The sequence below is a fragment of the Emticicia sp. CRIBPO genome (genome assembly GCF_009905725.1).
Taxonomy (GTDB): Bacteria; Bacteroidota; Bacteroidia; order Cytophagales; family Spirosomataceae; genus Leadbetterella.
Genome location: NZ_JAAAKV010000012.1, coordinates 79,386 through 91,673 on the forward strand (window position 1 = coordinate 79,386; position 12,288 = coordinate 91,673).

The window sequence follows — 12,288 nt, forward strand, 5'->3', positions numbered from 1 at the left end:
AAATATGACTGATCAGGCCGGAGCAGCTAACCTGCTCCGGCTTTTTCATTGAAAAGTACTATCTTTGACCCCAATTCAATTTTTCTCCTGGATGAGCATTATCAAAAAACAATCTATTCTTAATACTGTTTTTTCGTACATGGGTGTCGCCATCGGCACACTTACTCAGGGTTTTCTGATCCCAAGCTATTTCACACCGGCAGAAAACGGGCTTCTGGGGCTTTTAATGGCCTATATGTTCATCTTCTGTCAGCTTGCCAGTTTAGGGTTTAATTCTGCGGGGGTTAAATACTTCCCCTTTTTTAAAAATCCTTCCAACGGGCACAATGGCTTTCTATTTAACGGAATGGTCATCAACCTGGCGGGTTTCGCGGCTGCTACTATAATTTTCATCGTTTTTAAGGACTGGATCATCTCCAGCAGTGGCGTTGACCTTCCCGGAAAAAAGGCAGACACCGAGCTTTTTGGCAATTACTATTCTTTTATCCTGCCTATTGCGTTTGCGACACTGGTATTCAATCTATTTGACAACTACGCCAAAAATCTTTATGATACCGTCTGGGGAAGTTTTCTAAGCCAGTTTCTCCAAAGATTCCTCGTCCTGATTGCTGTCCTGCTGATCATATTTGCCTGGGTGGAATTTAATGAATTCATCTACTACTGGGTAGCAGCCATCTCGATACCCAGTATCTTCATGGTTTACAGAAGTTATCAGCTGGGTCATTTTTCTTTGCGATACAACCCCCTCTTTTTTGAATCGACCAGTTTCAGAAATCAGTTTTTCAGATTTGCAGGCTACAGTGCCATCACAGGCATGTCGACCATCATTATTTCCCAGATCGACCGGATCATGGTATATAAGCTGCTCGGCATGAGTCAAAGCGGTATTTATGGATTTTGTCTGTTATTCGGCAGCGTGATGGCCATGTCCTATATGGCGGTGATCAAAGCCTCCTCTGCCATAGTGGTCGATGCCATTGACAAACAGGAATATTTCAGGATTGAATCCATTTACAAAAAAAGCAGTGTCTTTCTGTTTACGTTCGGTTTCGGAATCCTGATCATCGTGTGGGTGAATATCGACAATATTTATTCTTTTATAAAACCGGAATATGCCCTGGGCAAAACCGCCCTGATCCTGATCGGCGTCGGTAAACTTTTCGATTTAGTCAACAGCATTAACGGGCTCATTCTCAGCAACTCCAAATACTACAAAATTGATTCAGCCATCATCATCAGCTTTATTTTGATCCTGTACCTGTTTAATAAGCTGCTGATCCCGGAATATGGCATGAACGGAGCCGCCTTCGCCACCATTTTAGCGATTGTTTATTATAACGGACTGAGGACTTTCCTGGTCTGGAAGTTTTTCGGCATTCATCCTTTCAGCTCTGAACAAATCAAAATACTGGCCATCGGAATCCTTGTTCTTCTGGCAGGCTTACAGATCCCTGTGATGCACGGACATGTGCTGATCAGACTTGCAGATGTCTGTATAAAATCAGGCGTAATCCTGGCTGTATTTTCAGGTATTCTTATCTACTTCAGAATCTCGAAAGACCTGAACGAAACCTTTGATTCAGGACTGCAATCAGTGAAGAAACTCCTGGGTAAATAAAAATTCGGCAAAAGCCCAGTCCCGAGGGGTGTCCAGATCAACGGAATATTCCGGCTCCATAACATATTTCCTGATCTTCTGGAAAGAAGCAAATCCGGGGTATTCAAAGAAAGCACCCACCCGTATCACATAAATGGAGCCGTTGTAGGCGTAGACCTCAGGAGCATCCTGCCGTCTGGTGATCCCTTCTGTTTTTTTGGAGACCTGCAGAAACCCTTCTTTATCTTCCTCAAAAAGGTTAAAATACGGGTTATTTTTGGATAAACTTACCGACACCACCATGTCCAGATCGTCCGACATTTCAGCCATAGCTTCTTCCAGGTGTCTCCTTTCCCTGAAGGGGGAAGTGGGTTGAAGTAAAACAAGCTTTTTCCATTCTTTGCCCGGCTGGTGATGCTCCAGAGCATGCATCAGCACCTCATAGGTGCCTGAATGGTCAGAAGCCAGCTGGCCCGGACGGATAAAATTGACCGGAACACCACATGCTTCCGCCACTTCGACGATGTCCGTGCTGTCAGTAGAGACACATATCTGGCTGGCCGGCACAAACTGCAGGGCATAATCAATCGAATACTGAATCAGGGGCTTACCGTTAAGCAGTTTGATGTTCTTTCCGGGAATGCCCTTGGAGCCTCCGCGGGCCGGTATCACAAATAATGTATCCATCAGAATCTCAGGTGTTTAATATCTTCCTGTGCCCTGTAAAAGTCCTCAGGCTTACCGATATCCAGCCAATAACCACGAATGGCGTCTGAAATGATCTTATGTCCACCTTCCAGCAGTTTATCCATAAACTCTGTGGCATCGTATTTTTCATTTTCAGGAATCTGGTCAATCAGTTCCTTTTTGAAGATGTAAATCCCTCCGTTGGAATAAAACACATACTTGGGTTTTTCCTTAAAACTGGTCACCCGCTTGTCTTCATCCAGCTCCAGCACCGCGTAAGGAATATTGACAGGATAAGGAATGCTGGCCACGGCCAGATCGGCGTCCTGCTCTATAAAACTATCAAAAAAGCTTTCGATATCTATGTTGGTCAGCAAGTCGGAGTTCATCAGCAGCAGGTGCTTGTTTGACAAACCTTCAATCTTCCTGGCCGGTCCGATCGTTCCCATCGGGAAATCCTCCCCGATGTACTGTATATTGACATTAAACCGGCTGCCATCTCCCAGGAACTCCCTGATCTGGTCTCCGAGGTAATTGACTGAAATAAAAATCTCCTTGATGCCGAAACTGGAAAGCAACTCAATATTGTACTGGATAATAGGTTTATCCCCTACTTTAAGCAAAGGCTTCGGTGTGGTCAGTGTAAGCGGTCGCAGACGTTCCCCTTTTCCACCGGCCATCAGCAGGGCCGACAACGGCACCACCGACTTCAGAAAATGATTGTCAATAACATCTACCAGCTCCCTGTCAGCATTAAGTACCGGCACAAAACGTATATTGAGGTCTTTCAACTTCCTCAGTTCGGCCCGGTTAAACTCGCCTTCTGGCACATATCTGAATTCTTTCCTGATAAACTCCTGTACGTTATCGTCTATGTTCTTGCCGCTCAATAGTCCGCGGCGGATATCCCCGTCAGACAATGAACCCACTATTTTACTGTTTTCATCCACTACAAACAACACCGGGGCGGTAATGCCCGCACTGTTACTGTCCAGCATTTTGAGGGCATCCCTGCCTGTCGCGGCAGCGGGTAACACAAACTTCAGAAATTGCTTCATTTTAAATCGTAAAATTTTTTCCTGAGACTTACCTTTTCAGGCAAGTCCATGATGACCTTCATCATCTGTTCTGCGGCGTTTCCGTCTCCGTAAATATTCTTAACCTCTCCGCATTTTTCTTTAAATTCATCCGAAACCGCCAGCCTGATTCCTTCCACCACGGCTTCAAAAGAAGAACCCGTATGAATGATACTCTCAGCTCCGAGCCTGCCTTTCTGCCGGTCACCGATGTTCACCGTCGGTACCTGGAACGACGGTACTTCAATAATACCGCTTGATGAATTACCGATCACAGCCGCAGCGTGTCTGATAGCCGACAAATACCTCAGTTGCCCAAGACTGGCTACTACTTTTACCCTTTCCGGCTGGTTCCTCTCATATTCTTTAAAAATACCGATCATTTTCCTTCCGTTGGCATCAGCATTAGGGAGGGTGATCAATATTTTATAATCCGTAAATACATCCAGTGCTTTCAAAAAATCACCCAGCAGGGTTTCAACATCACCGTCTCCCAGTGTTTCAGGATGATAAGTCACCAGGAAGAATTTATCCGTCAGCTTGAATCCTACAGAAGTTTCCAGTTCTTCAAGACTTTGCAAGGCAATGCTTTTGATGTTGTCAATGCTCAGTGAGCCGAAATTGTGCACCATTTCAGGAGATTCGCCCAGCTGTATCACCCGGTTTTTATAGGCTTCCGTAGTTACAAAATGGAGATAGGACATCTTGGTGATAGAATGCCTGAAGGCATCATCCAGGGCTCCTTCGGTGCTATCGCCTCCTGAAATATGAATGACCGGAATACCCGACATAAAAGCAGCCCCTGCCGCTGCAAAGGCCTCAAACCGGTCACCCAGGATCACCACATAATCTGGTTTCAGGCGGTCAAATGAGTCGGCATAGGATATAAATCCAAGTCCTGTAGACTTCGCCATTCCCACGCCGGAGTCTGACGCCAGCAACATATCCACTTTCTCACTGATCTCAAAACCATCTGCTTCAATGGCCTGGTAGGTTTCGCCGAACTCCACCAACAAATGTGTTCCTGAAACAAGCAGCTGTAACTTTACGGCAGGCTCTGCCCGCAATGCCTTCAGCAATGGCAGCAGAATGCCGTATTCAGCCCTCGTTCCGGTAAAAACACAAATTTTCTTCATATCTCTATTTTCTCATCTTCTGCAAAATCCCTTTCCGCCACTTTCCCGGTCACCTCAAGCCACCTCATCGGGTTGATGCCGTCTCCCGGTCTTTTGGTCGTCAGATTCTCATCACTGAAAACCTCTCCTTTTTCTATTCTGCGGGAAGCGACAATGCTCTTTCTTGCAATATCCTTATTTTTTGCTTCTGATTCGGTTACTTTTTTTTCTCCTGAGCCCAAAGCCACCTCAATGTTCCGGATAGTTCTGACCATTTCAGTCAGTTCACCGGGTTCAAGCGAGGCCTTGTGGTCAGGCCCTTCCATGTCTTTATCCAGCGTAAAATGCTTCTCAATCACCTCCGCTCCCAGTGCCACTGCGGCTATCGGTACCTCAATGCCCAGCGTATGATCCGAGTACCCTGTTTTTACGTCAAAAACTGAGCCTATCTGCAGCATGGCTTTCAGGTTAACATCCCTCATGGGCGTCGGGTACTCTGTGTTGCAATGCAAAACCGTAATCGTTTCCTTCGTCTGACCACTGCTTAGTAACACATCCAGGGCTTCCCCGATTTCTTCCAGGCTGGCCATCCCGGTAGAGATGATGATGTCCTCAAAACTCTCCGCCATCTTTTTCAGATAGGGTCGGTTGGTAATGTCTCCGGAAGGGACTTTCCCTGTTTTGATACCCAAAGAAACCAATAAATCTATACTTTCCAAATCAAACGGCGTCGAAAGGAACCTGATTTTCTGCTGATTGGCGTAGGCTATCAGTTCAAGATGCTGCTCATGCGAAAGCTCCAGTTTTTTGAGCATTTCAAACTGGGTTTCATCATTGAAAGCATTCTTTTTCTGGTATTCCGCTTTCTCAGCTTTTTTTGAAACCAGTTTATCCGCTTTAAAAGTCTGAAACTTAATGTAATCCACACCTGCCACCACTGCCGCATCAATGAGCTTGCGGGCGTTGTCCATACTCCCGTTGTGATTGACACCTGCCTCAGCGATGATTAAAACCTTCTTCTCCATTATTTATTCATTAAAACTGCCGGATTACCGGCATACACTCCCTCATATTCCGTATTTCTGACCACCACTGCCCCAGCTCCGGCCACTGTTTTCTCAGCAATAACTATCCCCTGCCTGATGACCGCTCCGGAACCGATAAAACAATTATCTTCAACGACACAATCCCCGTTGATAATACTTCCGGTCGAGATATGACAATGATTGCCGATAACTACATCATGTTCAACAAGGGCTTTTGTGTTGATAATCCCGTTGACGCCAATGCTGACCCCGGCATTCACAAAAACACCGTGCATCAGTATAGTGCCTTCACCCACAGAAGCATATTCAGAAACATAGGCCGTTGAGGCTTTTACCACAGCAAATTCACCATAACAGGCTTTCACCTTTTCAAACAGTTTGCGTCTGATGCCGCTGTTTTTTATCTGGCCCACAGTAATCAGGAAACAATGTCCATCAGCTGCCAGAGCCTCAATCATATCATCATCACCGATCACGGGGTATCCGAGCACATTGCCCGCCACCAGGGCTCCGTCCAGTATCCCGGCAATCTCATAGAGGCCCTGGGAATGGATGACCTCAATGCAGGATTTGCAATGCCCGCCGCCGCCGATCAGTATTATTTTTTTCATCCTTTTTTGTGATAAAAGTCCTTTATAAGGTTTGTCACCGTCATGATTTCATCGTCAGTAATAGAAGTTGAACACGGCAGACTGATACACGAACCATATACTTTATCAGACACATTTTCCTTCGTAAAATACAGCTGATCCCTGAACATCGGCAGCTGGTTCATCGGCACCCAGAAAGGCCTGGCCTGCACGCCGGCGGCAATCAGGTAATTGAGCAGGTCCCTTTGCTGAGGAAAAGTAGCTGTGTAAAGCCAGTGGTTGGCCTCCACATGTTCGCCCATCTTCTGGGCAGCTACACCTTCCAATCCGGAGAGCTGGTCATTGTATAATTTGCTGATCTCATGTTTTCTGTTGACAAACCCGGGCAATTGCTCCATCTGGGCCACACCCATAGCTGCCAGTATATTGACAAGGCGGTAGTTATAACCGATCTCGTCATGATAATATTCAAGTGGATCGGCTTTGGCCTGGGTAGTCAGGTGCTTGGCCTTTTTGCCCAGCACATCGTCATTCGTCACGACCATTCCTCCGCCGCCTGTACTGATGATCTTGTTGCCGTTAAAACTGAAAGTACCCAGCAACCCGAAGGTTCCGGCACTTTTACCTTTATAGAAAGAACCCAGAGCCTCGGTTGAATCTTCCACGATGTTCAGACCGTATTCTGAAGCCAGCTCCGTCAGCCTGTCCATGTCACACATATTGCCCAAAACATGCACGGGCATAATGGTCCTGATGGTCCTTCCTGAAGCTTTATGAATACACTGCCCATCAACGACCGCCGTTTGTTCCGATAGAAATTCTTCCAGCAAATCAAGGTCCATCTGCCAGGTATCGCCTTTGACATCCATCAGAACCGGGTCTGCTCCGCAATACGTAATGGCGTTGACCGAAGCTATAAAAGTAATGTTCGGCACAATCACCAGGTCATTTCTGACCACCCCGGCCAGCATCAGCGAAATGTGCAGAGCAGAGGTACCATTCGAAATAGCGATCGCGTATTTAGCTCCCGAATACTCTGCAATCATTTCCTCAAACCTGTTCACATAAGAACCTACCGAAGACACCCAATTGGTATCCAGGCAGTCTTTGATGTACTTCCATTCATTTCCGTCCAGGTTGGGTACTGATAATGGTATCATTGTGCTTATATATTGTAAATGTCTGCTTTGTATTGTTTCAGATTTTCCTTGTTTTCAAACCAGGCTATCGTTTCAGCCAATCCTGAAGTCAGTGAATAATCCGGCTGCCAGCTGGTCAGCTCTTTTATTTTGATATTGCTGCCGAAAAGGCGTTCCACTTCACTCTTGCCGGGTCTCAGACGCTCTTCATCGGTAATGACTTTTGCCGCCGGGTTGATCAGGTTGATGATGTTCTGAGCTAAATCGCCAATGCTGATTTCTTCCATCATCGCAATATTGACCTCCTCTCCGATCGTCTTCTCCGACTTCGCAATTTCGAGAAAACCTTTTACCGTATCTTTCACAAAAAGCAAGTCCCTCGTCGGGTGAACCGCTCCCAGTTTGATCTCCGTTTTGCCGTTAAGCAGCTGGGTAATGATGGTCGGGATTACCGCACGGGCCGACTGTCTAGGTCCATAAGTGTTAAACGGTCTGACGATCGTAACCGGGAGATCAAAGCTCCTGAAAAACGAATCAGCCAGGGCATCTGCCCCTATTTTGGTAGCTGAATAAGGCGACTGGCCTTGTTTCGGATGGTTTTCGTCGATTGGGACGTATCTGGCTGTACCGTAGACTTCTGAGGTAGAAGTCACCAAAATCCTTTCGGTTTTCAATTCTTTGGCCGCCTGCAGCACATTCAGTGTTCCAGTCACGTTGGTGTCAACATAAGATCCCGGCGAATGATAGCTGTAAGGAATCGCGATCAGGGCCCCCAGGTGAAAAACGACATCGATGCCTTCCATGGCTTTCCTGATACCAAAAGGGTCTCTGACATCGCCTGAAAATATCTCTATTTTTTCCTTGACTTCAGGAGCCAGCGTATCCAGCCATCCCCACGAATTAAACGAGTTATAGTACACAAATGCTTTTACAAGGCACCCTTCTGCCAATAACCTTTCCGTCAGGTGGCTGCCGATAAACCCGTCAGCACCGGTAACCAATACTTTTTTATCCTTTAAATTCATTTTCCAATTTTACTTTTCTGAATACGTCTATATAACTTTTGCTGCTGGAATTAATAATCAACACTTTACGGTACGCCGCATAACGGGCGATGATCTCATAACTTCTGTACACCTTGTGCAGGTTCAGAAAGGCATTTTTCAGATACGACCCGGCGGTATACAAAAACATCCCGGAAATATCTTTGGCCTGTGTTTCATAAAAATGGGTATCATACACCCTCAGTTCATTGTTTTCGTTCAGCCTGATGTCTTCATGCCAGGTATGATCGGCCCCCAGCAATATAATCCTCTCATAGGCTTTCCTGACACATAAAAACACCGTGGCGTTCAAAACGTTCTGGCACTGCGGCATGGCTATGCCACGATCAAACAACCAGAATTTCAAACCTTCAAATCCTTCAAAAATCGTATAATTGAAGTAATATATCCTGATATTTGAATTGGTGATATTTCTGAAACGCTCCTTTTTCCTGAACCTGACCGGGACATACAATTTCAAAGGCCATTGGGTCTTTTCTACGATGTTTTTAACCGATAAACTGGCCCCGGCATGGTTTTCATCGGCAAAAGCATCGTCCAGCATGATATAATTTTCAGGTTGCAACTGCTCATACAAAGGCGAATTACTGAACATATTGACACAAACCAACTCTACCTGTTCTCTTATCCTGATCAATTCCGGCAGGTCGGTGTTCAGCGAAGGCCCGTTTCCTAAAATAACCGCTGTTTCCTTTTTATTTCCGGAGTTTGTATTGCCTGTCGGCCTGGACAGCACCAGGATCTTCGCAAACGACAGGGCCGAATTAAACAAATCAAGTACAAAATCTGTAAACTTTAAGACAAGGTCATGCATTACTTTGCTGTTTTAGACTGATGACGCATCTCCACGTCCTGGAATCCGATCCTTTAATGATGGCTTCAAAGATAATACATTAAGATTTGTTACATTTATATCCTCCGAACAAATTGTTAAAACAGGCGTTCAGGGCACTCAAAACAGCATTTGAACACAAACGTCCGTCCGGCTGACGGCATATGGGATAATTCCCTTAAATTTGTCACCGGAAAAGCAAGCCATTACCTTAACAATACGTCAGAAATGCCTTCATTATCGATCATTACCATTACTTATAACGCGGAGAAGTACCTGGAAAGGACCATTCAGAGCATCATATCCCAGACTTCTGATGATTATGAATACCTGGTGATTGACGGAGGTTCCAAAGACGGCACCCTGGCCATTGCCGAAAAATACAAAACACACATTGACCGCATTATTTCTGAAAAAGACGAGGGCCTGTATGATGCCATGAACAAAGGCATGGCTCTTGCCACCGGTGATTTTGTATGGTTTATGAATGCCGGCGACGAAATAGCCCGCCCCGATGTAATCAAAAGAATACTGGAGGGCATCAACCCTGAAACGGATGTCATTTACGGCGATACTTTTTTTGTCAATGAGCAAGGCAAAATCCGGGGGCTGAGATCGGCCATCACCCCTCATAAACTCCCGCAGAACCTCCACTGGAAGAACATGAGGCTGGGTATGCTGGTTTGTCACCAGTCGTTTATCGCCCGCAGAAGCGTGGCACCGCCATTTCTGACTGATAACCTGAGTGCCGATATCGATTGGGAAATCAAGTGCCTGAAAAATGCAAGAGAAGCCTTTTTCTTTGACGGGGTCATTGCCAGATACCTGGAAGGCGGCATTTCGAACAAACATTTAAAGAAATCACTGGCCGACAGATTCATCGTTCTGAAAAACCATTTCGGCTTATTGGGAACGCTATGGGCACATGTTCAGATCGCTTTCCGCGGAATTAAACTGATCGTTTCGAACAAAGGAAAATATTGGTAGAGTCTGATGAGTGGAGTCTAAAATAAAAATTAAAAACAGCCTGTTGTTTAATCGAATTCATTGCATCAACAGAACCACGGTTGCAATTAACCAAAAAATTGCTTTTCGATTCCCGTTTGCTGTGGGTATTAATCAGGTCCAAATATCAAAAAAAAATCAAATAATTGCAATCTGATCACAGAAAACTTTGGCAAAATCGGATAATTCCCAAATAAAAATATAATTAAATCGCCTGCGGCATAAATTATTAATAAAAATCAGGCGTTATCCATCTGAACAATTCTGACATTAATTTGTTAGGAAAGTGTAACATTGATATATTAAATCTGTTATATTTAAAAAATAAACGAAATACTATTCAAGTGAGGCTGCTAATAATTGCATTTTTATTGATGGGGCATCTTTCATTTTCACAGCGAAAAAGTAAAGAGGAACCAAAGGAAATTGAGGATACCAAAACACTAGGGTATGGAGTAACTACCAATACGAACAGTGGTTTATTAGGAGGTGTGGTGGTCAGAAGTTCTACACCGATTAAGATCAATAACAAATACAAGGCGGTACACCGTTACCTGGCCATTGAAGCCGTTAACATCAAACATCCCAAGGAAAAAAGCATCATCGGAGCTTACGGTACCCGGTTTGTATATGGTAAGACCAACTATTTTTTCTCTGTAAGACCGGAGTACGGACGTGAATGGTACTTTTTCCCTAAAACCGGCGAAAACAGCATCGGTTTAAGCGGAATTCTCGCCTTCGGCCCTTCACTAGGTCTTGAAAAACCTTACTATATCAAATACGCCAGCAAGAATTCCGATACGCCCCAGGCTGTGGCTTATAATCCTGACATTCATACGGATATCAACAATATCGCGGGTTCTGCAGGAATTCTCCAAGGGCTGTTTACAGGCATAAAAGTCAATCCGGGAGCTCACGTCAAAGCCGCCGCCAATCTGGATATGAGCACGTTCGGAGACAATGTTACAGGTTTCGAAATGGGTACAACCATAGAGTTTTTTGCCCGAAAGCCTGAAATACTTGCCTCTAAATTTACCTCAAATCCTCAGGTATTTGTTTCTGCCTACTTAACTTTGTATTTCGGAAACAAGAAACTTTTAAAAAAGAAGAAATAAGATGATTGAATTGCCTGTTGTGGCTCCGGCTGAACAACGTGTCAAAAGACCCGATTGGCTCAGGGTAAAACTGCCCATCGGTGAGAACTTCAAGAAAGTCAGAGAAATTGTAGATAAAAATAAGCTTCATACGATCTGTCAATCCGGCAACTGCCCGAACATGGGCGAATGCTGGGGAGAGGGAACGGCCACTTTCATGATTTTGGGTAATGTTTGTACCCGCAGCTGTACTTTCTGTGCTGTTGCCACCGGACGTCCGAACGAATATGACAAAGATGAGCCCCTGCGTGTGGCGGAAGCCATCAGTACGATGGGTGTAAAACACGCGGTGATTACCTCTGTGAACCGTGATGAACTGAAAGACCGCGGAGCGGAAATATGGTACCAGACCGTGGTGCTGACCAAACAATTCTCCCCCGGAACGACGATTGAAACCCTGATTCCGGATACAAAAAACAACTGGGAGGCCTTATACAGGATGATTTCTGCAGGCCAGGAAGTGGTTTCGCATAACATGGAAACGGTGGAAAGACTTTATCGCCCGGTAAGACCTCAGGCTAAATACGAAAGAAGCCTGGAGCAGATCAGAAGGACCAAGGAATACGGAAAACGCACCAAAACCGGCATCATGCTGGGCCTCGGCGAAACCAAAGACGAAGTCATCAAAGCTATGCATGACCTGGCTCAGAACGGTTGCGATATCCTTACTTTAGGCCAGTATCTTCAGCCCACCAAAATGCACCATGAAGTGATCGAATTTATCCATCCGGACATGTTCGCGATGTATAAAGAAGAGGGCATGAAGGCAGGTTTGAAATATGTGGAATCAGGACCGCTGGTAAGGTCCAGCTACCACTCTGAAAGACACGTAAATGTTTGATAAATAACATTTTACTAATATCAATTAAGTGGATATTGAAGAATAAAAAAGAACAATAGCCTATTACAGCTTACGCCTTTTTTCATTCTCCCCGTCCGACCTGACGGTCACGCCGGGCGGGCTTTCCCCATCAATTAAAGCC

12 protein-coding genes are annotated in these 12,288 nt (G+C 45.2%); 4 read left to right on the forward strand and 8 right to left on the reverse strand.

What is annotated here, in order from left to right; genetic code table 11:
• Nucleotides 1-91 precede the first annotated feature (91 nt).
• Nucleotides 92-1,618 carry a lipopolysaccharide biosynthesis protein gene (locus GVN16_RS22100; protein WP_166566132.1) on the forward strand — a complete coding sequence of 509 codons (1,527 nt, stop codon included), beginning with the start codon at nucleotides 92-94 and terminating at the stop codon, nucleotides 1,616-1,618.
• Here GVN16_RS22100 and GVN16_RS22105 read toward each other — a convergent pair.
• From GVN16_RS22105 to GVN16_RS22140, 8 genes are read right to left on the reverse strand one after another with little or no spacing between them, the layout of a single operon-like run.
• The gene (locus GVN16_RS22105; RefSeq protein ID WP_166566133.1) at nucleotides 1,592-2,284 is read right to left on the reverse strand and encodes a cytidylyltransferase domain-containing protein; all 693 of its coding nucleotides are present in this window, start codon (nucleotides 2,282-2,284) and stop codon (nucleotides 1,592-1,594) included. The genes GVN16_RS22100 and GVN16_RS22105 overlap by 27 nt on opposite strands.
• Nucleotides 2,284-3,342: a nucleotidyltransferase family protein gene (locus GVN16_RS22110; protein ID WP_229244308.1), complete on the reverse strand. Its 1,059-nt coding sequence runs from the start codon at nucleotides 3,340-3,342 to the stop codon at nucleotides 2,284-2,286. The genes GVN16_RS22105 and GVN16_RS22110 overlap by 1 nt, the downstream gene beginning before the upstream one ends.
• A complete protein-coding gene (gene neuC, locus GVN16_RS22115; protein WP_166566134.1) occupies nucleotides 3,339-4,496 on the reverse strand; it encodes a UDP-N-acetylglucosamine 2-epimerase in 1,158 nt (385 codons plus the stop codon). Before neuC ends, GVN16_RS22110 begins: the two co-directional genes overlap by 4 nt.
• Nucleotides 4,493-5,500, reverse strand: coding sequence for an N-acetylneuraminate synthase (neuB, locus tag GVN16_RS22120; protein ID WP_166566135.1), 1,008 nt, complete (start codon nucleotides 5,498-5,500; stop codon nucleotides 4,493-4,495). Before neuB ends, neuC begins: the two co-directional genes overlap by 4 nt.
• The gene (locus GVN16_RS22125) at nucleotides 5,500-6,132 is read right to left on the reverse strand and encodes an acetyltransferase (protein ID WP_166566136.1); all 633 of its coding nucleotides are present in this window, start codon (nucleotides 6,130-6,132) and stop codon (nucleotides 5,500-5,502) included. Before GVN16_RS22125 ends, neuB begins: the two co-directional genes overlap by 1 nt.
• A complete protein-coding gene (locus GVN16_RS22130; protein ID WP_166566137.1) occupies nucleotides 6,129-7,271 on the reverse strand; it encodes a LegC family aminotransferase in 1,143 nt (380 codons plus the stop codon). The genes GVN16_RS22125 and GVN16_RS22130 overlap by 4 nt, the downstream gene beginning before the upstream one ends.
• Before the next feature lie 5 nt (nucleotides 7,272-7,276).
• On the reverse strand, nucleotides 7,277-8,275 hold the full coding sequence (locus GVN16_RS22135) for an NAD-dependent 4,6-dehydratase LegB (RefSeq protein WP_166566138.1): 999 nt from the start codon (nucleotides 8,273-8,275) through the stop codon (nucleotides 7,277-7,279).
• On the reverse strand, nucleotides 8,259-9,128 hold the full coding sequence (locus GVN16_RS22140) for a 6-hydroxymethylpterin diphosphokinase MptE-like protein (RefSeq protein WP_166566139.1): 870 nt from the start codon (nucleotides 9,126-9,128) through the stop codon (nucleotides 8,259-8,261). Before GVN16_RS22140 ends, GVN16_RS22135 begins: the two co-directional genes overlap by 17 nt.
• Before the next feature lie 150 nt (nucleotides 9,129-9,278).
• Here GVN16_RS22140 and GVN16_RS22145 point away from each other — a divergent pair, with 150 nt between their 5' ends.
• The 3 genes from GVN16_RS22145 (at nucleotide 9,279) to lipA (ending at nucleotide 12,146) form a co-directional block, all read left to right on the forward strand.
• On the forward strand, nucleotides 9,279-10,133 hold the full coding sequence (locus GVN16_RS22145; protein WP_310587459.1) for a glycosyltransferase family 2 protein: 855 nt from the start codon (nucleotides 9,279-9,281) through the stop codon (nucleotides 10,131-10,133).
• A 392-nt stretch (nucleotides 10,134-10,525) separates the two neighbouring features.
• Nucleotides 10,526-11,266 carry a hypothetical protein gene (locus tag GVN16_RS22150; protein WP_166566140.1) on the forward strand — a complete coding sequence of 247 codons (741 nt, stop codon included), beginning with the start codon at nucleotides 10,526-10,528 and terminating at the stop codon, nucleotides 11,264-11,266.
• 1 nt (nucleotide 11,267) lies between these two features.
• A complete protein-coding gene (gene lipA / locus GVN16_RS22155; protein WP_166566141.1) occupies nucleotides 11,268-12,146 on the forward strand; it encodes a lipoyl synthase in 879 nt (292 codons plus the stop codon).
• Nucleotides 12,147-12,288: the final 142 nt, after the last annotated feature.

Bases quoted from the DNA above. Each gene is read 5' to 3' on its own strand.
- GVN16_RS22100 (WP_166566132.1), top strand. From the start codon at position 92: ATGAGCATTATCAAAAAACAATCTATTCTTAATACTGTTTTTTCGTAC.
- GVN16_RS22105 (WP_166566133.1), bottom strand. From the start codon at position 2,284: ATGGATACATTATTTGTGATACCGGCCCGCGGAGGCTCCAAGGGCATT.
- GVN16_RS22110 (WP_229244308.1), bottom strand. From the start codon at position 3,342: ATGAAGCAATTTCTGAAGTTTGTGTTACCCGCTGCCGCGACAGGCAGG.
- neuC (WP_166566134.1), bottom strand. From the start codon at position 4,496: ATGAAGAAAATTTGTGTTTTTACCGGAACGAGGGCTGAATACGGCATT.
- neuB (WP_166566135.1), bottom strand. From the start codon at position 5,500: ATGGAGAAGAAGGTTTTAATCATCGCTGAGGCAGGTGTCAATCACAAC.
- GVN16_RS22125 (WP_166566136.1), bottom strand. From the start codon at position 6,132: ATGAAAAAAATAATACTGATCGGCGGCGGCGGGCATTGCAAATCCTGC.
- GVN16_RS22130 (WP_166566137.1), bottom strand. From the start codon at position 7,271: ATGATACCATTATCAGTACCCAACCTGGACGGAAATGAATGGAAGTAC.
- GVN16_RS22135 (WP_166566138.1), bottom strand. From the start codon at position 8,275: ATGAATTTAAAGGATAAAAAAGTATTGGTTACCGGTGCTGACGGGTTT.
- GVN16_RS22140 (WP_166566139.1), bottom strand. From the start codon at position 9,128: ATGCATGACCTTGTCTTAAAGTTTACAGATTTTGTACTTGATTTGTTT.
- GVN16_RS22150 (WP_166566140.1), top strand. From the start codon at position 10,526: ATGGGGCATCTTTCATTTTCACAGCGAAAAAGTAAAGAGGAACCAAAG.
- lipA (WP_166566141.1), top strand. From the start codon at position 11,268: ATGATTGAATTGCCTGTTGTGGCTCCGGCTGAACAACGTGTCAAAAGA.